A 25,142-nucleotide genomic window follows, 5' to 3' on the forward strand; every position below is an offset into this window, starting at 1 on the left:
GGCTGAGCGACGGCTTGCGCCGGGTGAGGGTGGCGGTCATGGTTGCCTGAAAATTCAGAGTTTCAGAATGAGGCGGGGCGGGCGAGTTTCAGGATGCGCTGGCGCCCCTGTTCGGCCAGCAGGTAACTGCCGGCAGCGAGCGGAATGATGGTCTGCGCGGAACGCAGGTGGGTCAGGATGACCTGCAGCTTGCCGCTGGTGTCGAGCAGCAGCACGCGCGCCATGTGCGTTGCGTCCTCGGTGATCCACAGGCCATCGGCAGTGCATTGTACAAAACCGGGTGCGTTGAGGCCATCGGCGACGACGATGTCCGGGCCTTTGGCCTGCCATTGTTTGACCCAGCCCTGGCGCTTCTCGGTATAGAACAGCCGGCCGTCGGCGCACAGGCTGACGCCCTCGCCATCGTCCAGCCCGTCACGAAGCACGCTCAGTTCACCGCTGTCGGGGGTAAAGCGCAACAGGCGGCCCGGCCGCGCATCCTCGATGGCGTAGAGCACCTGGCCGTCGGTGGCGATGCCCTCGATGCCGTTGCCCTCGAAGAGAGTCTCGGTCTGGCCGTTGCGCAGCCACAGCACCGGCAGCTTGCCGCCTTCCTGGCCGGTCACCAGGCCGCCACGGAAAATCACCTGGCCGTCCGGTTTGGAGAGCCCGCTGAGTATCTCGGTGAGGTTGCCGTCGGACGTCAGTTTGAGGATCTTGCCCTTGCCGCTGGCGATCTCCTGGCTGATGTAGAGGTCGCCCTGGCCGTCCAGCGCCAGCGCGCTGACCATGGTAATCTCGTCGCGATAGACCTGCACCTCCCAGCCCGCCGCGGCAGTCACCGGGTAGAACTGCCGCCAGCTGGCATAGATCAGATACAGCGTCAGGGCGGCGCCGAAGACGGCGAGAGCAGCGCGCCAGTAAGGCTTCAGGAGCAAGGACATGCTTTCGTGTTTCCTTCGTATTCAGTATCTGAAGTCGCATCGGCGATCGCAGGCTGGCGTTGTCGCCAGATCTTGCCGGCCTAACGGTCATGACACGTGGCGACACCCCAAGTCATGAAAGTCATGTTTCCCTCTTCTGACCCTTCTCCCGCGAGGGGAGACGGGAGTTTCGTGAGTCGCGTGCGCGACTTTCACATTAAGTGGTGTCAATGATGGGTGCAAAAACGACGGTCGCTGCGACTCTGTCGAAATTTCTTGGTGGTCGCTCCTTTGATCCACGTTAATGCACGCGAAGTCGCGTGGGAGCGAAGATAGCGAGCGAGAATTACGGGAAGCTTAGGGGCAAGTGCTTACTGCTGATCCGGCGTGGACACAAAACCTGCGCTAATGCTGGACAGCGGACAAGATCCGCATTCCTGCCGCCAGATGTTCTCCATGCACCCTACCCTTAATGTGAAAGTCGCGCATGCGACTCACGAACCTCCCTTCTCCCCCTGCGGGAGAAGGGCCGGGAGAAGAGGGGGGACGGTCATGACTTTCATCATCCGGGGTATCTCGACTGTCATGACCGTTAGCTCGCGATTCGACAATCGGGGTGACGCCGCGCGCGGCGTCTTCGCTCAGGCAGCAGGAAGACCAGCCCGCCAGTGCGGGGGTGCGCAAAGCGCATTGCCACAGGCCGCTGATCTGCAGATGTCGCAGCCTCCATCCGTCGTCCCGTCGCCCAGGCCAGACTGCGGCCCAAAAATCGCCGCAGCCGTGTTTTTCGATCCGGCCAAAAAGCGCTGGCCGCGTCTCCGCCTGGGCATGCTGCTGGTCGGTGTCGACCTGACCCTGCTCCTCGGCGGACTTCTGCTCAGTATTCTGGCCGCGCCGGTCTTGCCGGCGCTGCATCTGCCGACCGCCGGCTTTCTGCCACACGGCGCGCACGCCGTGCCGGATATCCCGGCGCTCGCTCCCGAACAACCCACGACGCGCCGCGAACGCGTCTTGCGTAACGAGCAGCTCAAACTCGCCCGCGAGCGTGAGCGCACCCTGCGCCACCTGCTGCAGCCGGCCTGCGCGAACGCCGCGGACGTGGATCACCAGCCCTTGGCGATTGGCTTCTTCGTCAACTGGGACGACGCCAGCATGAGTTCGCTGAAGGAGAACCTCGGCAGTCTGGATACGGTGATCGCCGAGTGGCTGCATCTGGTGTGCGCCGCAAGAGGCCGTACCCGGCGCACTGCCAAATTGGTTACGCCGCGCATGGCAGTCATCAAAGTGACCGGCCTCGTGGCTCTGGGCGGCTTGATCTTCGGCTGTGGTCTGCCGGGGTGGGCGATCGTGCGCTGGGTCTTCAACTTCATCGAGAAGAACCGGGATTTCGGGGATCGATGAGGCGGCCAAGGAGGTGAAGGAGGTGCTGTGATGGGGGCGTGGGGGCTCCGCGAGACGCAGCCTCGCGAGAAAAAAGTGGCAGTGCTACTGCTGAATCACCATTTCCGCGGGCGCCTGTTCAACCCGTAACCCGAGCCCACGCACTTCGCCTTCTTCCGTCTCAGCCCGCACACGAAGGGTACAGGGCCCCTCAAGCACAAAAGGCGAAAACACAATCACGGACTGAAGCGCCAGAATCCCGTCCTTGGTCATTGCGTCATCTTCAGGCACATCTACCGCTGCGGACAACTGTACATCGTCTAAGGTGATTTCTACGGAGCTTCATACCGTTGTATGCGATACTTTCAGTAGATTATGAGGTTGGAGGTATTGCTGATGAAGGCCGCCACGGTAGCTGAAAGCAAGGTTTCTCTTGAAGCCGTCCACATTGAAGATATCCGGCTTGCTTCGAGCAAGATGACGGGAGCGGACCGTAGGGTGTTTCAGGCGGAGATGACGCTGAAATACTGCGGGGGCAATCCTCGGCGTGCAGAGGACGTTTTCGGATGGAGTCGGCAGACGGTGCAGCTTGGCCTTCATGAGAAACGTACGGGGATTGTTTGTCTGGGGCTGCACGCGTTCCGCTGCGGCGCGAAATCGTGGGAGGAGAAACACCCGGAGGTGGCGCAAGCTCTCTGGGAACTGGCGGAAAGCCATGCCCAACAAGATCCGACTTTTCGCACGACTTTGTCATTTACCCGCTTGACGGCCGAGGAAGCCATCAAGCAGTTGCGAGCGCGGGGTTTTGCCGACGACGTGCTGCCGTCACGAAGCGGCATGTCGAAAGTACTGAACCGAAACGGGTACCGGCTGCGTCCGGTGCTCAAGGCCAAACCCCAAAAAAAGTCCCCGAAACCGACGCCATCTTCGCCAATATCCGGGAGCATGACCGAGATTGCCAAGGCGAGGCCGTCATGCGCGTAAGCATGGACTGCAAGGCGACGGTGAATATTGGCGACTACTCGCGAGGTGGCAAGACGCGGGGCGACAACCAAGCGGCGGATCACGACATGGGATGCGAAGAGAAACACACACCGTTTGGTGTCGTCGACGAAGACAGTGGGCGGCTCCATTTGTCTTTCGGAAGCTCGGCGAAGACCAGCGATTTCATCATCGACAGCCTCTACGCGTGGTGGGAGAGTCAAGCGTCCGAGGAGTGTGCTCGCGTCACACACATCCAAATCAAGGCGGATAACGGGCCGGAGAGCAATGGCCGGCGTACGCAATTTCTCAAGCGAATCGTCGAGTTTGCCGATCACACCGGGAAGTCCATCCGCCTCTTGTACTATCCGCCGTACCACAGCAAATACAATCCGGTGGAGCGTTGCTGGGGAATCCTGGAAAAGCACTGGAACGGCGCCAAGCTCACCGACACCCAAACGATGTTGGAGTGGGCAAAGAGCATGACGTGGAAAGGCATTCATCCCGTCGTCGAACTGAGCCGCACGGTCTATGAAAAAGGAATCACCGTGGCCAAGGATGCCATGCAAGCTGTCGAGTCCAGGCTGGCACGAAACCCACTTCTACCCAAGTGGGACATCCTGATCCGACCGGCTTGCACGGTATGAAGATCCGTAGAAATCACCTAATGTGCCTTCAATCAGCACATCCTCGTCCTTCAGGAGCCTCACCGTAAGCTTCGCAAACGGCCTTTCAGCAGGCGTAAGGACATTCATCGCCACGCAAAGCTTTGATCCTAGCAGCCTGTCGGACTTTCCCTGCGCCAGATCCAGATATGATATAATCATACCTCTTCGAGCAACCGGGTCGTCGCATGTCCAAGTTTATCGTCGCTGACCGCCAGACCGACTATCTGCTACCGCCGTCGGTAGACGACTGGCTGAACCAGGATCACCTGGCGCGATTCATTGTTGAAGTGATCGACCAGCTCGATCTCTCCAAGCTGACGCGCGAGTACGCGGGGCGCGGATCGAAAGCCTACCATCCGGCCACCCTACTGGGGATTCTGGTCTATGGCTACATCACGGGTATTTTCTCCAGCCGCAGGCTGGAGCAGGCAACCTACGACTCGATAGCCTTCCGCTTCATCGCCGCCAACCTTCATCCCGATCACGACAGCTTGGCCACCTTCCGCCGACGGTTCCTTGACGAACTGAGCGACCTGTTTCTGCAGGTCCTGAAAATGGCCACGGAAATGAAAGTGCTCAAGGTGGGTAACATCAGTCTTGATGGCTCGAAGGTCGAAGCCAACGCCTCGCGGCACAGTGCGCTATCGCACGGGCACATCGAAAAGCTGGAAGTCCAACTCAAGGCCGAGGTTCAGGAATTACTGGCGCTGGCAGAACAGGCGGATCAAGCCGATATCCCGACGGGAGTCAGCCTGCCCGAGGAACTCAAGCGTCGCGAAGATCGGCTGACCGCCATGGCCGCCGCCAAGGCCAAGCTTGTCGCTCGGGCCGAGGAGCGCTTTCAGCGCGAGAAAGCCGAGTACGACGAGAAAATGGCCCGCCGTGCGGCCCGAGGCGACCGGCAAGAAGCTCGGTGGCAAGCCCCCCAAGGCTCCCGAGCCCGGACCACGGGACCGTGATCAGATCAATCTGACCGACGAAGAGTCCCGCATCATGCCGGTCGCCGGTGGCGGCTTCGAACAGGCCTACAACGCCCAGGCGGCGGCCGATGCGGCAACGATGCTGATCGTCGCCACCGGGGTCACGCAGGCTCCCAACGATAAAGAGCAGGTCGAGCCGATGCTGGCCACCCTCAAGGCCCAGGCCGAGGTGCTCGGCGCCGTGGAATGCCTGATCGCCGACAGCGGTTACTGCAGCGAGAAGAACATCAAGGCGTGTGAGGCGGCCGGTATCGAGCCCCTGATCGCCGTCGGACGCGACGAGCATCATCCGGATTGGCGGGAGCGCCACAGCGAGCCGGCCCCCTTGCCCGACAATGCCACGCCAGTACAGGCGATGCCCCATCGGCTGAAGACCAAGGATGGACGAGCGCGCTACGCCTTACGCAAGCAGACGATCGAGCCGGTCTTCGGGATCATCAAATCGGTGATGGGCTTTCGCCGCTTCTCCCTGCGCGGCTTGAAGAAGGTCACCGGCGAGTGGACGCTGGTTTGCCTCGCCTGGAATTTGAAGCGCTTGGCCGTATTGCGCCCACAGTAGGGAAAATGAGGGGAAATCCCTCGGAAACGCTCGAAAAGCAGGAGAAATCCGGCTTTTTTTTTTCACATGGTGAAACGCGCAGGCTTTGCCGACGGGTAGTCCAACAGGCTGCTAGATTCCTCTGTTAGCTGCTTCCAGCAGGTAAGAAAGGCGGCGGCAAGCCGAAGCGCCGCGCGCTTTTCGGTCTCGCCGCGAGGATCTTGCTGACGATGTAGCGGACCAACGCCGGCCAGCGGCCGGTTTCGGCAACTGAGGCGCGGTTGCCAGAACATGGTCAAGACCCTTGCGGATGTTGGCGATCATTGCCTTGATCTGATCTCACGCCGCATGGGAAATCGTGAGCAGCAGACGCGACTGGCCGGCGTGCTGGGTCAGGCGGGCGACGCCAGCGAGCAACATCGGGCGGCTGGTGATCGCCTCCAGGCGCGCCTTTGGGTGCGCCAGGCGAACGTACCAACTCCACCAGTTGTAGATCAAAGCCACGGCGCGCGCCGAAAGGTTGCAACGTTCCAGATCATGCGTGGTGTAGCCGCCCCAGCCCCACTGATTTTTCAGTTCGTCGAAGCCGTTCTCGCAATCCGCCCGATCGCGGTACAGCTGACCCATGGCTTCCAGCGAGTAATCGGCATTGGTGACCAGGACCGAATATTCCCAGAGTTTGGCCTTGTCTGAACCCTCGGCGAACGGCAGCTCTTGCTGCGGACTCTCCTTACTCGTTTCAGCTCCCGGGCTGGACTTGACTCGCCGGCGCAGGACGACCACCCGTCGCTCACAACTCCAGCCAGTCAAGCGGAGCTTGCCTTCGACGGCGTCGAAGCCTTGGTCGACGCTCTGCCAGTCGCCTCGCTGCCAGAGCCGCTCGATCAGGCGCTTGACCCCGGCGGTCTGTCTGAGTTTGAAGAGGTACGGCTGCTCGATCTCTTCCATCGCGGCCATCACGCCTTCGTTGCCAAAGGCGTTGTCGCCTCGCACCAGGGCAGGACGCTCTTCGGGCGCGAGCCGATCGAGCAGCAAGCGCAGACGGGGCAGGCTGTGTTTGGCGGCCGTGCTCTTTCCGCCTTGGACTTCCACGTCGAGCACCAGGCGAACGTTGCCGATCCAATAGGTATGCAGGGTGTGACTTGGCCGGCCTGGCTTGGTCGGGTTGTAGCCGATCTCAGCGCCGGCCTGGTGGCCGTAGAGCAGTTTGACGGTGGTATCGGCGTCGAGGATCCAGGGCGTACGCAGGGCTTCGCCCGTGCTTTCGGCCAGAGCCGCGTCCATCCAGGCGCTGCTCTTTGTCAGCTGTACGGCGCGGGCTGCGCGTTCTTCATCATGGCAGCGCTTGGCCTGTTCGGGGGCCAGATGCGCCAGTGCGCGGCGCAGGCTTTCGTCGCTGACGATCTTGGTCATGCCGAGGAGCTCTGGCGCGACGGCGTCGCCACGCAGCCCGGTCACGTGCGCATAGCGCCGCTGCCCATCCAGTATCGAGAGCAGCCAGGTGCCCAGGATATTGACCACCGTCGGCGCGTTGGGGCTGCTGTAGTTCGTCGGACAGCTTTCCTTCCAGCGGGAGAACAGTCCGGAGACTTCGAGGAACTCGGCAAAGAAGGCCAGCTGGCCCAAAGCCGTCGCGCTGCCGCCTTCGTCCCACCGGACATGAAACCGGCCGCCCGGCGTTGCCACGCACATTCCCACCGCCGATTGCCCCACTTCCTGCAAGGCGGTACCCACCGCCTTGACGATCCCTTTTTGCTCAAAATTCATCTCACCCATCGGGTGACCCTCCTCATTGGCCGCAAACCCTTGTCAGGGCTGAGTTTGCATCACTTGTCGAGGGTTCAACTGAGGAAAATAGGTTGATAGCGTTGCAGGGAAGGTCGGCACAAACAGCTTCCCGCTATAGACCCCTATATAGGAATGTTTTCCGCCCACTTCGTGCCGAATATCGTCGCAGAAAACCGTCTGAATGTGACGGTCCATTACGTGGCCTTGCTTGCGGCCAGACTCTCTTGCCGGCGAAGTGCCTCATCGAGAGTGTTCATGTTGATACCCAAAGCGACGCACAGGCGACGACAAGTCTCGATGGACAAATTCTCAGTACCACGCTCGATGCGTGCGACGTGTGACTGGCTTGTTCCAAGATCGGCGGCTAGTCGCGCCTGCGACCACCCCTTCCGGAGCCGAAGCGTGCGGACCGTGTCGCCATCTCCCCCATGGAACGAATCCGCAACCCACTTTCGGGCCTGTTCGAGCGCGGCACGCCGCTGTTCGTTCTTGCTCCAGCTACCGACGAGATCTTTGATCGCTGTGTGCTTGGCAGGCGTGTCAACCCTGGGGATCGCGTGATCTTCAAATCGAAAGATGACGCACGGCTGTGCGACAGAAGTGGCTTCGCAAGTCCCTTCTGGGCCGGCAACCCGCTTTTCAAAGGTTTTCGTACGCTGTGAGGATGCGGCGACTGAGTTCATGGTCAGCTTCATAATTGAATTCCCTCGGTACGATTCCCAGCACATGATAGTGCCCCTTCCCTGGAAGGAAGGCGTAAACAATCCGGTACCTGACAGCCCTGACGCATGACCCAGCCGAATCAGGCTCATTTGCCGGTAACGCCCGCTTTTGCGGTCGAGGCGGTCAGATTGCGGTTGGCTGGCGGCAAAGAAAGGACGGGGGGGATGGAGTCAGTCAGGAGGATGTCGAAAGGTTTTTTGGACTTCGCTACGATCGCCAGGCGAGCCTTTCCGGACGCGGCGTACGCCGCGCTTGAGAGGATGTTTCGGTGACGCCTGGGTGAGCTCACTCAAGTTGAAGCAGGAATGGCTCGGCGAGGAGCACGCGGATGCGTGCTGGGTCGAGCCAGGGGGCGGCGCAGGAGCTTCGGATGAAGGCGATGGCACCGCGCACGCCGAGTTCCTGATAGAGGTCGCGTAGCTGTCGGGTGAAGCGTGCCAGGGTATTGAACACATGCGCCAGGCGCATCAGGAGGTGATAGCCCTGCATGGCATTCCAGTCGAGGGCAAAGGCATGCTCGTAGTGGTAGCCCTGGTGCTTCTCGACCAGGAAGCCCGCTTCGATGCCCCAGCGCTGGCGGGCGCCGAGGTTGCAGCGCTCATGGACATTGTTTTGGCTGAGCGGCTCGCTGGAGAGCCAGGCGTGGCGCCCCGTTTTGGTCACGGTCGCGGCCTGTTGATCGATCCACTCCCAGCTTTCCTCACAGACCACCACGTGCAGTTTGAGACGCTGACGCCCGTTCGAACCAAAGGCATAGTCGATGGCGTTGACCCAGATGAAGCGTTGTCGGCGTCGTCCCCAGCAGCGCTGCACGGCTTGCGGCTTCAGGGCATGGAGCGCGCGGAACTCCTGCCAGACCGTGGACAAATCCTTGTCCTTGAGCACGATCATGAACTGCCAGTGGGCGCGCAAGCAGCGCCGCATCACCGGCCCGTTGGCGTAGAGGCCGTCGAGCAGGAGCAGGATCGGCAGGCGGGGGAACAGCGTCTTGAGCCGGTCGCTCAAGCGCACAAAGCCGCGCAGCTCGCAGTCCTGCTTTTGCGCTTCGGGTTCGCCCAGCGCGTGTTCGAGGAACTCGCTGAGCAGTGGGATGACCAGGCCGTTGTGGAAGGCAAAGCTGGCCTCGAGGACGTAGACGAAGTACTGGGTGTGGCGGGTTTCCTCCTTGCCGACGGTGCGCTGCAGGAGTTCCTCCGCCCAGAGGGTGTCGCCGGCGAGCTTCTGTGAGCCGTCTATGGCGATGGGGTAGCAGTGGTTGATCAGATAGCGGCGGAAGCTCTTGCCGCGGATCAGCCGCCTCACCAGATCGACGTGGGCCTGTTCGAGCTGTTCAAGGTCAATGTCGCGCAACAGCCGAAACAGGGTGTCGGCGTGTGGCAGGGTATCGATCTCCGGGAACAGCAGGTGGAGGTTGGCCATGAACTGGGGACGGGATATTTCGCGGTTGGTCTCGCGCCGGGAGGAGAACTGAAAGACGAACATCAGCAAGCCGTAGAGCAGAAGCACGGTCAGCTTGTGCCGGCGCTTTTTGGGATCTCTCGGGTCGGGAATTTGTTCCAGTTGAGCGAGCAAGGCGGGCAGCTCTTTGCGCAGGAGGCGCATCTGTTTGCTCACGGCGTCCTCGCGGTGTTCCTCGTTGTTACGTCCTGCGCTGATTTAGAGCCCTCGGCCCAAGCTTTTCGAGGTTGAAACGCTGGCCGAGTCCCACGCTGCGACGGGAACATCTATCCCGGCGGCAGCGTGGGATGAAGGCGCTACCGAGGCGGCAGCGGCGTGGTCCGCCAGGGGGCTTCGGGATCGTACAGATTCATCTGCCGCTGGTGGTAGCGGCGCAGCTGTACGAAGTAACGGCTTTCGCATGCGACGGCGAGCTGGTTAAGGAATTCACTGAGCACTGCCGCGCTTTCATCGGAGAGCCCATCGGGGAACAACGGGAGAGCAGAGCGGCGGCTCATCGCAATTCCTCGATCGCCAACTGCAAGAGATCGTCCGGCAGATGATTGAGGCCGCGTGGTACCGCCAGGCGCATCGCCGTGCGCAGAATTCTCCCGGCGTGCCGCGGTAGCCCCTTGCTGGCCTGCCGCAAGATCTCCAGACCCGAATCGCTGAGCAGCGTATGCGTGCAACCGGCGCTCTTCAGGCTGTGCTGGATCAGTTGCGCAAAGCGCTCGCGTTCGAGCACCGGTTTGAGCTGCACGCGTACCTGAACGCGCCCGGCCAGCGCCGCATACGGCGCCCGCTCCAGTGTTTGCGCCAGTGCCGGATGGCCGATCAACCAGACCGACATCACATCGCGTGTATCAAAAGCGAAGTTGAGAAAGGCCGGCAAATCGCGGAAGAACTCCAGCGGCAGATTCTGCGCCTCGTCGATGATCCATACCGGCACCAACTGGCGGCCATCGACCAGTTGCAGGATGCGCTCCTTCAGATCGCGCCACAGCTGCGCCCGCCGATAGCCCGCTTCCACTCCCAGAGCGCGCGCCAGACCGCGATAGATATCGAGCCGCCCGAAATCCGTCTCCGCCTGATAGATCACCAGGTGGCGATGCGGATTCAGGCCGCGGGTCAGCTGGCGCAAGGCGGCCGTCTTGCCCACTCCCGGTTCGCCGGTGATCAGGCCGACTCCGGGCGAGTGCAACAACCAGGCGAAGCGCTCCGCCAACAGCCCCAGCGCACCGTCATCCCACAACTCGGCCGCTTCCTTGCCCAGCGGCGAATGCCGCAAACCAAAGTGTTGCAAGTCCATTTCACTCCCCCTTGCAGTCGTAATATTGCTGATAGATCAGCTCGATCAGATTCGGGCCGCTCTTCGTCGGGGGCGCTGGGTCAGTGTTCGCCGGGTCCGGCTGGCGTCGCCGACGTGTGGCGTTGGCCAGTGCATCGAGCGGCGTCGCCGCGCCGATCGCTTTCCCTTCCTCGTCCTCGACGCCGATCACTACCTCGGTATGCGGATCGACCACCAGAGACACCGTTTGACCGGAGAGCTCGAACGGCACCTCGAAGCGTTTGCCGTGATACGACACCGTGCCATCCTTGCGCACCAGACGGCTGACGCGATGCCGGAACAAGAGATCGAGCTTCGCCGCCAACGGCCCGAGCGGGCGAATCCTGGACAGGTCCTGCTGGTAACGTGCCAAAGGGCTGATGCCGTCCAGACTGGCATGCGGGCGGCGGTGATAAACCTGCTCGAGCCAAGCCCACAAACGCGCGTTGAGATCGTCCAGGCTGGCGATATGGCGCTCGTCGAGTTCGCTGAGAAACTGATCGCGGCAGGTACGGTGCCAGCGCTCCAATTTGCCCTTGCCCTCGGGCGCGTACGGCCGGCAGTGAATGAGATGGATGCCCAGCCGGGCGCAGATCCCCTGCAAAGTTTCGGCGCGATAGGCGGCGCCATTATCAACGACCAACTTGAGCGGAATGCCGCGCCTGAGCACCGCCTGCTTGAGCACGCCTTCGATGTCCAGAGCGGTCTCGCCAGGGCAGAAGGCGCTGTGCGTGAGCAACCGGGAAGCGTCGTCGAACAGTGAGACGAGATAGCTCTTGGCGAGTTTGCCGCCGATCGGGACGCGTGGGCCGTGCATCACGTCGCCATACCAGATCGCCCCCGCGGTCGCGGCGACAAAGCTGCGTTTCTCTTCCGGCAGGCTGGCCGAGCCGCTGATTCGTGACAGACCGTGCTGCTGCAGCAGACGGTGAATGGTCGAGCGGGCGAGGCCGCCACGGGCGACGGTGCCGGCCGCTTCGAGCAATTGGCGAATCTGGCACAGCGAGCGCCGCGGGTTGTCGCGCTTGGCGGCAAGAATGGCGGCCTGGGTGGCGGCGGAGAGCTTCGATTGCCCGCGGTCGGCGCGTACCTTGGGCGTCAGCCCATCGAGCTTGTGGAGGCGCCAGGCGTAGTACCAGGCCTGAATCGTCTTCTCGCTCAGATGCCGCCGACGGGTGCCGGGAATGGCGTATTCGCGGCTGGCCAGCTCGCGCAGAATCTGTTGCAGTTCTCCCCGCTCCAGCCGCTCGCGGCTAATCAGCGGACCCAGGACGGACAGGCGAAACAGGGCTTTCGGATCAATCGGGTTCATGACCACTCCTTGTGATAAATCGGAGAGGTGATCAAACCAGAAGGACCCGGATAATGACAGGAGCAAACTGTGTGGGGACCCCGCCCGGGCGGGGTCTGCCCTGTCCGCCGCTCGTTCAGGATCAGGACATCACGGGATGTTCAGCTCTTGATCAAGGAGGGTCATGGCTTGCACCAGGCCCATGGATTCGAATACCCGACGCCAGAAAGCGCCGAAGTCGGCGGCCCGCCCGAGTTCGGCACAGCGGGCGCGCAGGTGAAACTCGAACAGCAGGCTGCTCTTCTGTAGCCAGTCCCACCAGCGACCGGCGGTACGCCGGTCCGGCAGGCTGCCGAGTGCACGGCGCCGATCGGAGCGTTCGCTCAACTGCCGTTCGAGGTGGGCTTGCTGCACCGACCAGTCATACCAGCGGCGCGGTGCGATGCACGCCGGCAGACGTGAACAGGTGCGCCGACAACCAGAGCAACGGTAGCGGCAGATCGGTATCGGGTTGAGGGAAACCTGCCCGGCTCGTCGGTCGGCCTTGCGCTCATAGTGCCCGTGTGGCCAAAGGATCTTGAGCCCGCAATGCGGGCAGCACGGCGGCCGATACACTTCGGGGGCTTGCCTGACGGCCTCAAGATGCTGCTCGATCGTGTCGATGCCGGCTACAATTCGCTGCATGGGCTGGGCTCTCTTCTATCTCGGTTGTCTTGATAACTTCCCACGATAACAGAGGTGTCCCGGCCCATCTTTCGTTCACGTCGTCCCAGCCTCGTTCAGGCAGCACGCCTTCCTTCGCTCTCGCCGTTCATGGGATAGGCGACGCCGTCAGTTACTGGAGAGCGGCGGACGTAACACTCGTCGACGGTCGCGAAGGCCGAGCTTCTGTTGGGCAATGGAGCGGCTGAGTGGGGGACTTGTCCCGTTGCGCGCAGCTTCGCGTTCAGTACCTTCTCCTGCCGTTTCTTTTCCGAGCGCAGTTTCTTGATGGCAACGCGTGTCGGGCGACGGCAAGGTTTGCTCATGACCGCGGGCTCCCCGGCGCGGCGCACAGCGAGGCGCAAGCATCCGAGGTCAGCGCTTTGACCCACACCTGGCGGGGCGTGCTGTGATAGGACTGGCCAGGGCGGGCCAGCCCGCGCCCGCTGCTTGCCCCAAGCAACTGCCAACCGGCGGCACGGTAGCAGGTGCCGGCATAGTGACGCGGATCGACGAAGGTCTCCAGCAGCAGGGGCTCGAAGCCCCAGTGCTCGAGCCAGTCCGCGCGTGCGCGGCGCGCGAGTTGTCCGAGCACATGACTGGCCAGATGCGGCACCCGGACGTGCGGAAAGATCAGGAAGCGGCTGTTGTTCACCACCCGCGCCAGGTTCTCGCGGCGGGCCTGGGGCGTCCAGCCGATCCAGCGGTCGCGCACGGCTACCGCGCGGGCAGCACCGGCCAGAAGGACGCAGCCCAGCCGCCGGTCGCCCGCCTTGATGAAGTAGCGCAGCCGGTAACCGAAGGCCCCCTGGAAACCCAGCGGGTGCCAACGCGCCACCAGCGCATCCCACTGCGCCACCCGGGTCGCGTCGCGAACCACTGCCAGGGACACCGGCGCGAGCGCCGACAGGGCGCAGTGCACCGCCGGCTCGGCAACGGGGGTGGCGGATGCCGAGGGCGGCGCGCAACGGCGCGGCGGCGAGGGCCTCAACGCAGGTAGGACCAGCAATCCGGCCGCCTGCAAACGTTCCAGGAGCTCCAGGCAGGCGCTGATCTTCGCCGTCCCCGTCAGGGTGGTCCACCCCAGGTGCTCGCAGACCGTCGCCGCCAACTCCTTGCGTGCCAATCCCGGCAGCCACGCGACCGTCGCGCAGAGCTCGGCAATCTCCGTCGCGCTGAACACGCGACCACAGTGCACCCATTCCCCCGCACTCGTTGCAAGCATCGCAAAACCTCCGACTGAAGCGCAGATTGATTACGCTCCACCTATCCTGCCAGAAGTCCGCCCGGCTGTCTAGCCCTCTTGTGCGAAGGTTTTTTCTTGCGACGCACCGCCAGGCCTTGAAAATACCGGGATGCAGCATTCATGCTTCAGGGCTGTGTCCTCGCCGAGCTCTCCCCAGTGCTGAAGCACGAACCGGTGATCCGGGGAAGTGCCGTCTTCGGCTCATCGCGCTGCCGCTCCTCGGGCCTTTGTGAAACACAAAAAACCCCGCGCCTCGGCGCGGGGTTTTTTGCCGCGAGTCGGCCTCAGGAGCTGCGGCGGGTGCCAAGCATGGCGACGAGTCCAATGCCCAGCAGCGCGAGCGTCGCCGGAACGGGAACAGGGCTGGCGGTGGTGGCGATGGAAGCGGACCACTCACCGGTGACTGCGTTTGTGCACTCGCCGGCAGAGCCCTCACAGAAGCCCTTGGCAGTCCAGCTTCCCATGAATGGGGTAGCGTCAAAATGAGGGTGCGATACGACGCCGGCAATGCTCAGACCGATGGCGTCCTCGCACCGGCCCTGGTCGCAGCCTAGCGGTTTGCTGAAGCTCTGGGTCGCGCTGAGGAGCGTGAAGGTGAAGTCAGTCGTCGTGAAGAAAAGCGTTGGCAAAGCATTGATGTCAAAGGTAAAGGCATTCGCGAGGAGCGGTAATCCTGCGAAATCGCCGGTCCCGCTGTTTTGGGTATCGGCGACTGCTTTTACGCCAAACGTGGTCAGGCCGCTGACAATGGAGTGGGTCGGTGCGCTGGGCAAGGCTGAGGTAGTGAAGCCCTCGAAGAAGGCAACGGTCCCATCGATAAAGGCCGCCCTGGCGACGCCAGCATTCAGTGCCAAGCCGACAGCGACTACCCCCGACAATAGAGAAAACTTTTTCATTATTGTGACTCCTCGTGGGCCTGTTAGGAAAACGGGCTTTATCGATCTCGCCGTATACAGGCCCACCTGACCGTGCCTGTATACCCTCTATGCATGAAGTATAGGAAATTAAGCAAATATTTACCAAACAGCTGCTTGCTGAAATATTTAATACTTGGGTCGTGCAAGTGGTGCGGATGTAATAAAACCGCCACTGTCGTGGCTGCGAAAGCGGCTCGCTCCCTCCGTCGCTATGCAGGAAGCCTGCAGGCGGCTGCGGGCCAGCGCTGATCAGCGCCGAGCGCTGTTCCGGGTGCTCACGTGCTGCGGCCGAACTTTTCGACCAGCTTGCCGAGTTTCGCGGCGTGCTGACGAGCCTGGGCTTCCGCCTCGCGCTGCATCTTGCGTTGCTCGGCCTGCTTCTTGAGGCGCTCCTTGACCAGTTCCGAGGCATGCTGGCGTTGCTCGGACGTGATTTCGCCGGCCGGCTGGCCGTCGAGGTCGACGCGGGTCGCCGCCTTTTCGCTTGCTTTCAGGTAGCGCAGTGAGTGAGTGTGGATTCCCAGGGCAATACGCAAGGGTTTGCGCTCGAGGCCTGGCAGTCGCGCCATGAGTTGCTTGTCGATGCCGATGGCCAGCGGCTGGCTGTCGCGGAAGACGGGGAATTTTTCCTGCAAGTCCTTGAGCAGCTGGCGAGCATTCTGGCTGGGAAGGGGTTTGTCCGTCGGGTTTATCGGTGCGCTGCAGGCTTCCGGTTTGGTTTCCGGGCCAGGGGTGGATGTAGTCATGAATGGTGTGCTTACGTGTGTTATGCGCAAAGGCGAAAAGGGGAAAAAGAGACAACGGAGAGAGCAGGGGAGCGCATCACGAGTTCCAGGGGCAGCAGAGTGGCTTGGCGGATGTCAAGGTGAAAGCCGCGTACGACTCGCCAGATCATGACCCTCAGAAGTGAATTCCGCGCATTATTTGCGAGAAGGCGATCTGGTCGGCTGTTTGCGGCGCCGAGTCACCTTTTTTGTGCGTGGCGGCGCTGGAATCGCTGAACATGCGGAAGCTGGTGTTCATCATGATCTGCGCCGCCTTCGGCGTCAGCGAGTGCAGCAAGGCACCGAAGATTCCCAGTCGGGTGGCGATACGCACCGGTTTGTGGATGATCGCTTCGACGATCAGGTCGGCGGCTTCTTCGGGTGACAGTGTCGGGACCTGTTCGTAGATCTTGGTTGGCGCGATCATTGGCGTGCGCACCAGGGGCATGTTGATGGTCGTGAATTCGATGCCGCGGTCGGTAAACTCGGAGGCGGCGCAGCGCGCCCAGGCGTCCATCGCCGCTTTCGAGGCGACGTAGGCCGAGAAGCGTGGGGCGTTGGTGAGGACGCCGATGGACGAGATGTTGATCACCTGTCCCTTGCGCTTGGTCAGCATTCCGGGAAGTAGGCCCATGGTCAGCCGCAGCGCGCCGAAATAGTTCACTTCCATCGTGCGTTCGAAATCGTGGAAGCGATCGAAGGAGTTCTCGATGCCGCGGCGAATCGAGCGTCCGGCGTTGTTGACCAGGATGTCGACGCCGCCGTGTTCCTCGTTGAGGGCTTTTACGAGTGCGTCACATTGTTCCTTGTTGGCGATGTCGACGGCGTAGGTGATCAGTTGCAGGCCAGCGGCCTCGAACTCCGCGCGGGTTTCGTCAAGAGTCTGCTGATCGCGGGCAATGGTGACCGCGATCGCGCCGGCCTCGGCCATCTTGCGGACGGCGGCCCTGCCGATTCCGGACGAACCGCCGGTGACCAGTACCACTTTGCCCTCAATATTGCCGCGCAAGGTGCGATCGATGAACAGGTCGGGGTCAAGGTGACGTTCCCAGTAGTCCCACAGGCGCCAGGCGTAGCTATCGAACGCCGGCACGGCGATGCCGGTGCCTTTGAGTGCGCGCTGCGTTTCGCGGCAATCGAAGCGGGTCGGGTAATTGACGAAGTCGAGGATGTCGTCAGGCAGGCCGAGGTCCTTCATCACTGCGTTGCGAATACGTCGAACGGGCGTCAGGGAGAACATCGCCTTGCGCACCGAGCGCGGGATGAAGCCGAGCAGTGCGGCGTTGATGCGCATGGCCATTTCCGGTGCGTGGGCCGCGCGAGCGATGGTGTTGAGCAGGTCGCCAACGCGCATTGGCGTCGGATCCGTGAGGTGGAAGCACTGACCATCTTCGCCCTTGAGGTGCGCAATGTGGTCCATCGCGGCGACCACGAAGTCGACCGGTACGACGTTGATGCGCCCACCCTCGATGCCGATGGTCGGCATCCACGCCGGGAAGGTCTTGCGGATCTTCTGGATCAGCTTGAAGAAGTAATAGGGGCCGTCGATCTTGTCCATCTCGCCGGTCCGCGAGTCGCCAACAACGATCGCCGGACGGAAGACGCGCCACGGGATCCTGCATTCCTGGCGAACGATGGCCTCGGAATCGTGTTTGGTGCGAAAGTAGGGATTCTCCAGGTTCTCCGCTTCGTCGAACATGTCTTCGCGAAACAAGCCTTCGAAGAGTCCGGCGGCGGCGATCGAGCTGGCAGGTGGAAGTGCCTGGCGGCGATTTCCTCCGCCAGCTGCACCGTGTTGCGTGTGCCGTCGACATTGGCCCGCTGTTGCTCCTCGGCGCTGGCCTTGAGGTCGTAGACGGCGGCCAGATGGAAGAAGTGATCGACCTTGCCTTTCAGCTTGCGAATATCGGTTTTCGAGATCCCCAGCTTGGCCTGTGTCAGGTCGCCGACGATGGGGATGACGCACTTTTCGTCGCTGTTCCAGAACTCGTAAAGTTCCTGGATCCGGTCTGCTTCGACGCTGCGCACCAGGAAATAGACGACCGCGTCTGGGCGGGCCAGTAGCTTGGTGATCAGCCGCTTGCCGATGAACCCAGTGGCCCCCGTGACGAAGTAATTCATTGCTGTCTCCCGAAATTCATGTCATTTTCTTGCCTAGACTATCAGTCGCTAGAGCTTGCAACCCAGGCCTTTAGTGTGCGTCCTCTAGATATTGTCACTAGACTTGGTTTCCAGGGCAAGCGAAAAAGCTTGTCACCTTTTGATTAGTACCTTCAAGGAGATAAAGATGGGCAAGAAACTCAAAGAACTGGCGGGTGACGTCAACGAGAACCAACTGGCATCGACGGTCAAGGAATCTGCCCAGCAAATCTGGCTGGCGGGTCTTGGCGCCTTTGCCAAGGCACAGGAAGAGGGCGGCAAGGTGTTCGACGCGCTGGTCAAGGAAGGCGAGACCATTCAGGCCAAGACGCGCAAGATGACCGATGAAAAGATCGCCGATGTGGCCGGCAAGGCAACCGGGACCTGGGATCGCCTTGAGCAGGTTTTCGAGGACCGCGTGGCGCGTGCCCTGGGAAGCCTCGGCGTGCCGAGTAAGCAGGATATCGACAAGCTGTCCAAGACGCGTCGTTGATCTGAGCGCCGCGGTGCAGGCGCTGACGGAAGGGCAGCCTGCCGCCAAGCCGGCCAGTCCCAGGACCACGGTCAAGTCGGCCACGCGGGCGGCGGCGAGCGTTGCGCAAGCGGTTACCGCCGCCGCCAAGCCCGCTGTCCGCAAGCCTGCGGTACGGAAAGCAGCAGCAGCCAAGCCGGCGGTGCCGGTAACGCCCGCCGACGTGCTGAATACGCTTCCCAAGAGTGGCGCCGAGTAATCCGGTCGCCAGCTTGCGGTGCCAGGTTTCTGAACGACTTCTGGCTCCGTAAGCTGCGCGCAAGAGTTTTCTGCAGCGCAGCAGGCTCAGTACGGGAGGGCGGGTCTCGCCTTGTGCACCCTGTCGCGTGACTCGCGGATCATCCGCTGGTCCTTCGGCGCTGCCTCTGACCGCGCTTTCTCAAGTAAAAGGGCTACTCCATGACTGCGACAAGCAGGCCTGCAAAGATCGCGCTGGCGCTCGCCGGCGGCGGTCCGGTGGGTGGAATCTACGAAGTGGGCGCAATGGCCGCCTTGTCCGAGGCGCTCGACGGCGTCGATTTCAACGAGTTCGACATCTACGTCGGTGTCAGTTCCGGAGCCCTGCTTTCCGCTGCGGTCGCCAACGGCTTGGGGCCTGCGGCCCTGGCCAGGATGCTCGTCGAGAAGGACAACAACGAAGTGTTCGACCCCGGCATGTTGTTACGGCCGGCTTTCGGTGAATACATCCGGCGCGCCATGTCGGTGCCGGTTATCTTCTGGTCGTCCTTGCGGCAGTATCTGTCCGACCCTTGGCACCTTCGTCTGGTGGAGGCTTTCCAGGGCCTCAGTCATGCGCTTCCGACCGGCGTTTTCAACAATGCGGGAATCGACAAGCTGCTCTGCAAGCTTTTTTCGACGGGTGGGCGAAGCAACGATTTTCGCCAGTTGAAGCACCAGCTTTTTCTGGTGGCGACCGATCTCGACACGGGTGAGTCGGTGGCCTTCGGCTCGGCGGGGTATGACGATGTGCCGATTTCCGTCGCCGTGCAGGCAAGTGCGGCTTTGCCGGGTTTGTTCCCACCGGTCAGGATCGGCGAGCGCTATTTTGTCGATGGCGCCTTGATCAAGACTCTGCACGCTTCCGTTGCGCTGCACGAAGGCGCCGAGCTGGTGATTTGCATCAACCCGCTGGTGCCTTTTGATTCTCGGCTAGCGGCGCAGCGGCCGGCGCACGAACGTTCGGCGTCGGCGCCCACACATCTGGTCGAGGGCGGTTTGCCGGTCGTCCTGGCACAGACTTTTCGCGCCATCATCCACTCGCGAATGCGCACCGGCATGGACCGCTACCGGCTCGAGTTCGCAGGGGCCGACGTGCTGCTCTTCGAACCGACACGCGACGATGCTGACATGTTCTTTACCAATGTCTTCAGCTATCGTGGCCGTAGTCGCCTCTGTGAGCATGCCTATCAGCGTACCCGCAAGGACCTCTATCAGCGCCGCCACGAACTGCAGCCCATTCTTGCGCGCCATGGCTTCCAATTGAATCTCGGCGTGCTCAAGGATCACACGCGCTCTCTCCTGTCACGCAAGCGCCGTCCGGATCTGGCGAGCAGCGCCAGCGCGCTCGATTCGTCCTTGGCTGACCTGGAGCGGTGGTTGCAGGCGCAAAAGACGTGACTCCCGTTGCTCCCGCCCTCGGGAACAAGGCGAGTGGCATTCCCTGCGCTTGCCAGCGGTGCTATCCTGACCCGCGTCGACAATCAGGCTTGCGATGGGGGACGGATGGAGAACAAACCGAAGAGGCGAACCCGCGAGAGAATCGTCGAGACCAGCCTGCGCTTGTTCAATGACTTTGGTGAGCCGAACGTGACGACGACGGTCATTTCCGACGAGATGAACATCAGTCCCGGCAACCTCTACTATCACTTCCACAACAAGGACGAGATCATCGAGGAGATTTTCGTCGTCTTCGAGCGCGAGATCGAGGAAACGCTTGCCGCGCCGACGCGGCGCCTGGCCGATGTGGAAGATATCTGGCTGTTTCTGCATCTGCTCTTCGAGACGATCTGGAAGTACCGCTTCTTCTACCGCGATCTGAACGATCTGCTGACTCGCAATCGCCTGCTCGAGATCCATTTCAAGCAGATCATGGCGCACAAAGTGCATACCGCAACCATTCTTTGCGAGGGCCTGGTAGCGACGGGTGCCATGCGGGCGACAACTCTGGAACTGCGGGCTCTAGCAACGAACGCGGCGGTGATCGCCAGCTACTGGCTGTCGTTCGAGTACGCTTGCGATCCACGCGGCAAGATCGAGAGCGGTCGCATCGGGCGCGGTGTGTATCAGGTGATGGCGATGCTCTCGCCATTTCTGCTTGACGAATCGAAAATGCTGCTCGAAAAGCTGTCGCGCGAGTACGTCACGACGTAGCAGCAGGCGCTTGGAAATTGCTCACGCATCTGGAGGAAGATCATGGCTTGGAACAAATTTCCCTATCCCGAAAAGGCCTACGCCTATCCCGGCGCGGCGCTGCAGAAGAGCTGGGAGCGCCTGCATTGTGGCGACTGCGAGCCGTTTCCCGAGGACGCCAAGGTCCAGGATGCCTGGCGCAGTTATCACGCGGGTGACTTTGGCAAAGCGGTCGAGTCCGGCCTGGCCTGTGGCATGGCCGGCTACAACGCCGCCAACAAGGCTGCCGCCATCCATGCGAATTACCTCGATACCGATGACGAGCACAAGCGTCGACTACTTATGGAAGTCGCTCGGCGCTGCGAGGAGCAGCAGGAGAAAACGCCGGGCGACGCCAATTGCTGGTATTTGCACGCCTACGCCCTTGGCCGCTACAGCCAGAGCATCTCGGTGGTCAAGGCGCTGACGCAGGGCCTCGGCGGCAAGATCAAACACAGTCTGCTGCAGGCTCTCGAACTGCAACCCCGGCACGCCGACGCACGTGTCGCGCTGGGCGCCTATCACGCCGAGGTACTCGACAAGGTCGGAGCGCTGGTCGGGGGAGTGACCTACGGAGTCAAGAAGAGCACCGCCAACGAACTTTTCGAAGCGGCTCTGAAGCTTAACCCCGATTCTGCGATTACCCGCATCGAGTATGCGAATGCCCTGGTGATGATGTTTGGCAAGGCGAAAATGAAGGACGCCGAGCGCTTCTATCAGGAGGCCGCGGCCTTCACGCCGATGGACGCGATGGAGCGCCTCGATGTCGAAGCGGCGCGGGCCGAACTGGCTGATTGAGGCTTCGCCGTAGCCGTGCCGCGTTGTTCGCGCGGGCGACGCGGGTCAGCTTGGCCAGGCGACCCGCTTGACCGTGCCCGGCTTTCCCTTGAAGTGTGTCGGGCTGCGCGCCGGCATCAGCGCCGGTTTGCCGATTTCTCGGGCAACGGCGCCGCCGATCCGGGCAAGGTCGCCGATTGGCGCCGACTCCTTGGCGCAGCGCGAGTATTGTCCCCAGAGCTTGCAGCCGACGTATTGTCCCCAGAGCTTGCCGCCGACGCGGATCACGCTCGCGCTGACTTCGCTGAGCGGTTCAAGGACCAGCTGCCAGAAGAAGTCGCCTCTATCGCTCGCGTCGCCAGCCCTGCCGTGTCGATCAGCGCTGGCGCCAGTCCCGGTGCACCGACGATTTGCAGCAGATTTTCAGGTCGGTCCATGTGTAGCCAGGCGGTGTCGACGTGGGAAACTTGTTCGCGCGCGGTCATCGCAACTGCTCCCGGAGAAAATGGCTAAGGCATATAATGGCAAGACGATTCATCAGTTTATCGACCGGAGAGATCAGCATGAGTGATTTACAGACCCAGTTCGAGGCCGCCGTGGCCAGTTCCAAGACCCTCAGCGAGCGGCCGGACAACGCCTCCTTGCTGAAGCTTTATGCGCTCTACAAGCAGGCCACCGATGGCGATGTCGAGGGCCGGCGTCCAGGGTTTACGGACCTGGTTGGTCGCGCCAAGTATGACGCCTGGGCTGCGATAAAAGAGACTGCGTCTGACGATGCGATGAAGCAGTACATCGCGCTGGTCGAGAGCTTGCACGCGAGCTGAAGCAGCCTTGGCCGCCGGCCTCAGCCGGGAACGCAAGGCTCAGGCTGGAAAATTCTCATCGAAGAAACGGTGTACTTCGCGCTCGATGCTTGGCTTGAGCGCGAAGAGCAGCAAACCGAGCGTGATGTCGAGCGAGACCTCCTTGCTGTCGAGCGACAACTCGCCGCTAACGCCTGGCCTCTTGAAGTTCATGACATCGCCGTCCCAGTCGTAATCCAGGTCGAACTCTTCCTTCAACTCGGCAGCCATGTGTTCAGCGGATTTACGGGCCTGGGCGCGCGTTTTTCCATGGCTGCGGCGAATACTGATGTCGCTCATCGTAAAGACTCCTGTGGGGTTAGCCGATTTCGGCGCAGAGTGAGCGGAATACCGCGTAGCGGCGTGGGTCAATGTCGCCTTGCCCGAGCGCAGTATGCACGCTGCAGTGGGGTTCACGGTCGTGCCGGCAGTTACGAAAGCGGCACTTGCCGAGCAGCGGGCGAAGTTCGAGAAACGCCAGCGCGATGTCCTCCGACGACAGGTGCTGCAGGCCGAACTCGGTCAGCCCCGGCGAGTCGATCAGCGCCGCGGCCGTGCCGAGACGGTAGAGCCGGGAATGCGTGGTGGTGTGCTTGCCGGTGTTGAGCGCTTCCGAGATCTCGCGCGTGGCTGCTCGGGCGTCGGGGATCAGGGAATTGATCAGGGTTGATTTGCCCATCCCGGATTGGCCGATCAGCAGGCTGAGATGGCCGGCAAGATGGGGCAGGAGGAGGGCGCTGTCCTGTGTCGCGGAGAGCATCACGACCGGGTAGCCGAGCTTTTCATACTGCGCCAGCGGCGCCCGGGCTGCTGCCACCCGCTCGCTCAGGTCGCACTTGTTGAGAACGATCAACACCTTGATATCCTGGCTCTCCGCAGCAACGATGCAGCGCGTGATCAACTCGTCCGAAAAAGCGGGTTCGGTGGCGACCACGACAATCACTTGCGTGACGTTGGCGGCAATCAGTTTCTGCTTGAAGTGGTCCGAGCGATAGAGCAGGGTTCGGCGCGCTTCGATCGAGCTGATCACCCCCTGATTGGCGCTGCTTGGTTCGACGATGACCTGGTCGCCGCAGGCGATGGCGCTCTTCTTGCCGCGAGGGAAGCAGAGTAGCGTCGTGGTATCGGCCAGCTCGACCCGGTATTGCCGGCCGTAAGCTGCGACGACGGTGCCGGTCAGCTTCAAAACCCTGTCAGGGCCTCAATTTTTGCAGCGCAGGTGAAATCGTTGCGCGACAGGCCACCGACATCGTGCGTGCTGTAGCTGACCTTGACACGGCCGTAGCCGACTTCCAGGTCGGGGTGGTGGTTTTCGCGTTCGGCGAGGCCAGCGACGGTATTGACGAAGAGCAGCGTCGCGGCGTAGCTGGCAAAGGTGAATTCCTTCTGCAGCACGCCACGGTCAGAAATCTGCCAACCCGGCAGGCAGGTCAGCAGGCTGGCTGCCTGCGTTGGCTCGAGCAGGTGTTCGCTGCCGCGCAGGGGGCGGCAATGTTCGCGGGCAAGTTCGTGTGCGGTTGTCATGGCGGCGAGATCCTCGGGTGCCGGGTTCACCCCTGCTGCAGGCGTGCAATACGCAGTGCTGCGGGTGGGTGAGAATCGTAGAACAGCGAGTGCAGCGGGTCGGGGGTCAAGGTGGCGGCATTGTCTTCGTACAGTTTGACCAGTGCGGCAACGAGATCGCTGGCGGAAGCCTTGTCGGCTGCGTAGCGGTCGGCCTCGAATTCGTCGCGGCGTGAGAGCAGGCTCAGCAGCGGGGTCAGCAGAAAGGTGAACACCGGCGCGGCGAGGAAGAACAGCAGCAGTCCCAGGGCCGTATTCTGCGTTTCGACACCGAGGCCGTTGAAGAACCAGCTGGCGTCGATCAGTTGCCCGAGGAGGGCGAGAAAGCCGAGCGACAGCGCGAAGAGCATGGCAATGCGTTTGATGACGTGCCGATGTTTGAAGTGCCCGAGCTCGTGCGCCAGCACGGCCTCCACCTCGAGAGGCTGCAGGCGGCCGAGCAGGGTGTCGAAAAAGACGATGCGTTTGCTCTTGCCGAAGCCGGTGAAATAGGCGTTGCCGTGGCTGGAGCGCTTCGAACCGTCCATCACGAAAAGGCCCGAACTGCTAAAGCCGCAGCGGCTCAGCAAGGCTTCGACACGCGCTTTCAGCGGCGCGTCGTCGAGGGCGACAAACTTGTTGAACAGCGGCGCGATCCAGGTCGGGTAAAGGAACAGGATCAGCAGGTTGAAGACGCACCAGAAGAGCCACACGTAGAGCCACCACAGGCTGCCCATTCTTTCCATCAGCCAGAGCACGGCGAGCAGCACCGGCGTGCCGATGGCGAGGCCAAGGGCCGCCTGCTTCAGGAGGTCGGCGAGAAACAGCCGCGGGGTCATGCGGTTGAAGGCGAATTCTTCTTCGATGACGAACTGTCGATAAAGCGCCCGTGGCAGATCGATGATGGCCGAGATCGCCAGCACACTAAAGATCAGGGCGACGCCGTAGGGCAGGCCGTCGAGTCGTTGCGACCAGAAGTCGTGCAGTACCTGCAGGCCGCCTCCGAGCGTCAAGGCGAGCAGCAGCGCGACTTCGACGGCGAGGTCGATTCTGCCGAAGCGGGTCCGCCTCACCGTGTAGTCAGCGGCTTTCTGGTGCGCGGCAAGTTCGATGCGGTCGGCGAAGCTCGCGGGAACCGTTGCGCGGTGCGCAATGACATGCGAGATCTGGCGTTGAGCCAGCCAGAGACGCAGGATGAACATCGCCAGCAGGGCGGCAAGGAAGGCGAGAGAGAAAGGATTGAGCATACGAGTGTGACACAATAGTCGTTTTATCGGT

At 61.9% G+C, this 25,142-nt stretch carries 24 protein-coding genes and 4 pseudogenes; 9 read left to right on the forward strand and 19 right to left on the reverse strand.

The features are described from left to right. Positions 1-62: 62 nt before the first annotated feature. The gene (locus V5B40_RS10210; RefSeq protein ID WP_332354401.1) at positions 63-923 is read right to left on the reverse strand and encodes a hypothetical protein; all 861 of its coding nucleotides are present in this window, start codon (positions 921-923) and stop codon (positions 63-65) included. A gap of 531 nt (positions 924-1,454) precedes the next feature. Between V5B40_RS10210 and V5B40_RS10215 the strand changes: the two genes are divergently transcribed. The 3 genes and pseudogenes from V5B40_RS10215 to V5B40_RS10225 all read left to right on the forward strand — a co-directional run bounded on the left by V5B40_RS10215 (position 1,455) and on the right by V5B40_RS10225 (position 5,470). Next, positions 1,455-2,303: a hypothetical protein gene (locus tag V5B40_RS10215; protein ID WP_332354562.1), complete on the forward strand. Its 849-nt coding sequence runs from the start codon at positions 1,455-1,457 to the stop codon at positions 2,301-2,303. Positions 2,304-2,795: 492 nt separating this feature from the next. Next, positions 2,796-3,910, forward strand: a pseudogene (locus V5B40_RS10220) (ISAzo13 family transposase). A gap of 206 nt (positions 3,911-4,116) precedes the next feature. Continuing rightward, positions 4,117-5,470: pseudogene (locus tag V5B40_RS10225) on the forward strand (IS1182 family transposase). Positions 5,471-5,788: 318 nt separating this feature from the next. Here V5B40_RS10225 and V5B40_RS10230 read toward each other — a convergent pair. Together V5B40_RS10230 and V5B40_RS10235 are read right to left on the reverse strand one after the other, a co-directional pair. Continuing rightward, positions 5,789-7,225, reverse strand: coding sequence for a transposase (locus V5B40_RS10230; protein ID WP_332354402.1), 1,437 nt, complete (start codon positions 7,223-7,225; stop codon positions 5,789-5,791). Between the two features lie 206 nt (positions 7,226-7,431). Next, positions 7,432-7,755, reverse strand: a complete 324-nt coding sequence (locus tag V5B40_RS10235; protein ID WP_332354552.1) for a helix-turn-helix domain-containing protein — start codon at positions 7,753-7,755, stop codon at positions 7,432-7,434. Here V5B40_RS10235 and V5B40_RS10240 point away from each other — a divergent pair. Beyond that, positions 7,666-7,899 (forward strand): hypothetical protein, encoded by a 234-nt coding sequence (locus V5B40_RS10240; RefSeq protein ID WP_332354563.1) that lies wholly within the window; start codon positions 7,666-7,668, stop codon positions 7,897-7,899. The two genes, V5B40_RS10235 and V5B40_RS10240, sit on opposite strands and share 90 nt — an antisense overlap. A 346-nt stretch (positions 7,900-8,245) precedes the next feature. Here the strand turns inward: V5B40_RS10240 and V5B40_RS10245 are convergent, their stop codons facing one another. The 10 genes and pseudogenes from V5B40_RS10245 to V5B40_RS10290 form a co-directional block, all read right to left on the reverse strand. Further along, positions 8,246-9,574: a transposase family protein gene (locus V5B40_RS10245; protein WP_332354403.1), complete on the reverse strand. Its 1,329-nt coding sequence runs from the start codon at positions 9,572-9,574 to the stop codon at positions 8,246-8,248. Positions 9,575-9,714: 140 nt separating this feature from the next. Continuing rightward, positions 9,715-9,915 (reverse strand): hypothetical protein, encoded by a 201-nt coding sequence (locus tag V5B40_RS10250; RefSeq protein ID WP_332353729.1) that lies wholly within the window; start codon positions 9,913-9,915, stop codon positions 9,715-9,717. Continuing rightward, positions 9,912-10,706, reverse strand: a complete 795-nt coding sequence (locus V5B40_RS10255; RefSeq protein ID WP_332353730.1) for an ExeA family protein — start codon at positions 10,704-10,706, stop codon at positions 9,912-9,914. Before V5B40_RS10255 ends, V5B40_RS10250 begins: the two co-directional genes overlap by 4 nt. Position 10,707: 1 nt before the next feature. Continuing rightward, complete coding sequence (locus V5B40_RS10260; protein WP_332353652.1) at positions 10,708-12,036, reverse strand: DDE-type integrase/transposase/recombinase; 1,329 nt, start codon at positions 12,034-12,036, stop codon at positions 10,708-10,710. A 129-nt stretch (positions 12,037-12,165) separates the two neighbouring features. Beyond that, the gene (locus tag V5B40_RS10265; RefSeq protein ID WP_332353731.1) at positions 12,166-12,699 is read right to left on the reverse strand and encodes a DUF6431 domain-containing protein; all 534 of its coding nucleotides are present in this window, start codon (positions 12,697-12,699) and stop codon (positions 12,166-12,168) included. Between the two features lie 95 nt (positions 12,700-12,794). Further along, positions 12,795-13,043: a hypothetical protein gene (locus V5B40_RS10270; protein WP_332354404.1), complete on the reverse strand. Its 249-nt coding sequence runs from the start codon at positions 13,041-13,043 to the stop codon at positions 12,795-12,797. After that, positions 13,040-13,942: a Druantia anti-phage system protein DruA gene (locus V5B40_RS10275; protein WP_332354405.1), complete on the reverse strand. Its 903-nt coding sequence runs from the start codon at positions 13,940-13,942 to the stop codon at positions 13,040-13,042. Before V5B40_RS10275 ends, V5B40_RS10270 begins: the two co-directional genes overlap by 4 nt. Before the next feature lie 305 nt (positions 13,943-14,247). Then, a complete protein-coding gene (locus V5B40_RS10280; RefSeq protein WP_332354406.1) occupies positions 14,248-14,817 on the reverse strand; it encodes a PEP-CTERM sorting domain-containing protein in 570 nt (189 codons plus the stop codon). Positions 14,818-15,155: 338 nt separating this feature from the next. Further along, complete coding sequence (locus tag V5B40_RS10285; protein WP_332354407.1) at positions 15,156-15,626, reverse strand: ProQ/FINO family protein; 471 nt, start codon at positions 15,624-15,626, stop codon at positions 15,156-15,158. A gap of 154 nt (positions 15,627-15,780) precedes the next feature. Continuing rightward, positions 15,781-17,765, reverse strand: a pseudogene (locus tag V5B40_RS10290) (SDR family oxidoreductase). A gap of 166 nt (positions 17,766-17,931) precedes the next feature. Here V5B40_RS10290 and V5B40_RS10295 point away from each other — a divergent pair. The 4 genes and pseudogenes from V5B40_RS10295 (at position 17,932) to V5B40_RS10310 (ending at position 21,501) form a co-directional block, all read left to right on the forward strand. After that, positions 17,932-18,514 (forward strand): annotated as a pseudogene (locus V5B40_RS10295) (phasin family protein). A gap of 200 nt (positions 18,515-18,714) precedes the next feature. Then, positions 18,715-19,932: a patatin-like phospholipase family protein gene (locus V5B40_RS10300; RefSeq protein ID WP_332354408.1), complete on the forward strand. Its 1,218-nt coding sequence runs from the start codon at positions 18,715-18,717 to the stop codon at positions 19,930-19,932. Between the two features lie 105 nt (positions 19,933-20,037). After that, a complete protein-coding gene (locus V5B40_RS10305; protein WP_332354553.1) occupies positions 20,038-20,685 on the forward strand; it encodes a TetR/AcrR family transcriptional regulator in 648 nt (215 codons plus the stop codon). A 42-nt stretch (positions 20,686-20,727) separates the two neighbouring features. Next, entirely contained in the window at positions 20,728-21,501 is a 774-nt protein-coding gene (locus V5B40_RS10310) for a hypothetical protein (RefSeq protein ID WP_332354409.1), read from the forward strand. 45 nt (positions 21,502-21,546) lie between these two features. On the opposite strand, the gene V5B40_RS10315 is transcribed toward V5B40_RS10310, so the two are convergent. Next, positions 21,547-21,768, reverse strand: coding sequence for a hypothetical protein (locus V5B40_RS10315; RefSeq protein ID WP_332354410.1), 222 nt, complete (start codon positions 21,766-21,768; stop codon positions 21,547-21,549). Continuing rightward, the gene (locus V5B40_RS10320; RefSeq protein ID WP_332354411.1) at positions 21,765-21,965 is read right to left on the reverse strand and encodes a hypothetical protein; all 201 of its coding nucleotides are present in this window, start codon (positions 21,963-21,965) and stop codon (positions 21,765-21,767) included. Before V5B40_RS10320 ends, V5B40_RS10315 begins: the two co-directional genes overlap by 4 nt. A gap of 78 nt (positions 21,966-22,043) precedes the next feature. Here V5B40_RS10320 and V5B40_RS10325 point away from each other — a divergent pair, with 78 nt between their 5' ends. Beyond that, the gene (locus V5B40_RS10325; protein ID WP_332354412.1) at positions 22,044-22,304 is read left to right on the forward strand and encodes an acyl-CoA-binding protein; all 261 of its coding nucleotides are present in this window, start codon (positions 22,044-22,046) and stop codon (positions 22,302-22,304) included. Positions 22,305-22,343: 39 nt separating this feature from the next. On the opposite strand, the gene V5B40_RS10330 is transcribed toward V5B40_RS10325, so the two are convergent. Genes V5B40_RS10330 through V5B40_RS10345 form a run of 4 tightly spaced genes read right to left on the reverse strand, consistent with a single transcriptional unit; the run spans position 22,344 to position 25,111 of the window. Then, positions 22,344-22,622: a polyhydroxyalkanoic acid system family protein gene (locus V5B40_RS10330; RefSeq protein ID WP_332354413.1), complete on the reverse strand. Its 279-nt coding sequence runs from the start codon at positions 22,620-22,622 to the stop codon at positions 22,344-22,346. A 19-nt stretch (positions 22,623-22,641) separates the two neighbouring features. Continuing rightward, positions 22,642-23,508: a ribosome small subunit-dependent GTPase A gene (gene rsgA, locus V5B40_RS10335; RefSeq protein ID WP_332354414.1), complete on the reverse strand. Its 867-nt coding sequence runs from the start codon at positions 23,506-23,508 to the stop codon at positions 22,642-22,644. Next, positions 23,505-23,846 (reverse strand): 4a-hydroxytetrahydrobiopterin dehydratase, encoded by a 342-nt coding sequence (locus V5B40_RS10340; RefSeq protein ID WP_332354415.1) that lies wholly within the window; start codon positions 23,844-23,846, stop codon positions 23,505-23,507. The genes rsgA and V5B40_RS10340 overlap by 4 nt, the downstream gene beginning before the upstream one ends. A gap of 26 nt (positions 23,847-23,872) precedes the next feature. After that, a complete protein-coding gene (locus tag V5B40_RS10345) occupies positions 23,873-25,111 on the reverse strand; it encodes a M48 family metallopeptidase (protein ID WP_332354416.1) in 1,239 nt (412 codons plus the stop codon). Positions 25,112-25,142: the final 31 nt, after the last annotated feature.

It is taken from the genome of Candidatus Accumulibacter meliphilus, assembly GCF_036625345.1.
Taxonomy (GTDB): Bacteria; Pseudomonadota; Gammaproteobacteria; order Burkholderiales; family Rhodocyclaceae; genus Accumulibacter; species Accumulibacter meliphilus.

Excerpts from the sequence above, each read along its gene's own strand:
- V5B40_RS10300 (WP_332354408.1), top strand. The coding sequence starts at position 18,715 with ATGACTGCGACAAGCAGGCCTGCAAAGATCGCGCTGGCGCTCGCCGGC.
- V5B40_RS10240 (WP_332354563.1), top strand. The coding sequence starts at position 7,666 with ATGGAACGAATCCGCAACCCACTTTCGGGCCTGTTCGAGCGCGGCACG.
- V5B40_RS10250 (WP_332353729.1), bottom strand. The coding sequence starts at position 9,915 with ATGAGCCGCCGCTCTGCTCTCCCGTTGTTCCCCGATGGGCTCTCCGAT.
- V5B40_RS10270 (WP_332354404.1), bottom strand. The coding sequence starts at position 13,043 with ATGAGCAAACCTTGCCGTCGCCCGACACGCGTTGCCATCAAGAAACTG.
- V5B40_RS10345 (WP_332354416.1), bottom strand. The coding sequence starts at position 25,111 with ATGCTCAATCCTTTCTCTCTCGCCTTCCTTGCCGCCCTGCTGGCGATG.
- V5B40_RS10320 (WP_332354411.1), bottom strand. The coding sequence starts at position 21,965 with ATGACCGCGCGCGAACAAGTTTCCCACGTCGACACCGCCTGGCTACAC.
- V5B40_RS10310 (WP_332354409.1), top strand. The coding sequence starts at position 20,728 with ATGGCTTGGAACAAATTTCCCTATCCCGAAAAGGCCTACGCCTATCCC.
- V5B40_RS10260 (WP_332353652.1), bottom strand. The coding sequence starts at position 12,036 with ATGAACCCGATTGATCCGAAAGCCCTGTTTCGCCTGTCCGTCCTGGGT.
- V5B40_RS10275 (WP_332354405.1), bottom strand. The coding sequence starts at position 13,942 with ATGCTTGCAACGAGTGCGGGGGAATGGGTGCACTGTGGTCGCGTGTTC.
- V5B40_RS10210 (WP_332354401.1), bottom strand. The coding sequence starts at position 923 with ATGTCCTTGCTCCTGAAGCCTTACTGGCGCGCTGCTCTCGCCGTCTTC.
- V5B40_RS10230 (WP_332354402.1), bottom strand. The coding sequence starts at position 7,225 with ATGGGTGAGATGAATTTTGAGCAAAAAGGGATCGTCAAGGCGGTGGGT.
- V5B40_RS10330 (WP_332354413.1), bottom strand. The coding sequence starts at position 22,622 with ATGAGCGACATCAGTATTCGCCGCAGCCATGGAAAAACGCGCGCCCAG.
- V5B40_RS10285 (WP_332354407.1), bottom strand. The coding sequence starts at position 15,626 with ATGACTACATCCACCCCTGGCCCGGAAACCAAACCGGAAGCCTGCAGC.
- V5B40_RS10340 (WP_332354415.1), bottom strand. The coding sequence starts at position 23,846 with ATGACAACCGCACACGAACTTGCCCGCGAACATTGCCGCCCCCTGCGC.
- V5B40_RS10305 (WP_332354553.1), top strand. The coding sequence starts at position 20,038 with ATGGAGAACAAACCGAAGAGGCGAACCCGCGAGAGAATCGTCGAGACC.
- V5B40_RS10215 (WP_332354562.1), top strand. The coding sequence starts at position 1,455 with ATGACTTTCATCATCCGGGGTATCTCGACTGTCATGACCGTTAGCTCG.
- V5B40_RS10325 (WP_332354412.1), top strand. The coding sequence starts at position 22,044 with ATGAGTGATTTACAGACCCAGTTCGAGGCCGCCGTGGCCAGTTCCAAG.
- V5B40_RS10255 (WP_332353730.1), bottom strand. The coding sequence starts at position 10,706 with ATGGACTTGCAACACTTTGGTTTGCGGCATTCGCCGCTGGGCAAGGAA.
- V5B40_RS10265 (WP_332353731.1), bottom strand. The coding sequence starts at position 12,699 with ATGCAGCGAATTGTAGCCGGCATCGACACGATCGAGCAGCATCTTGAG.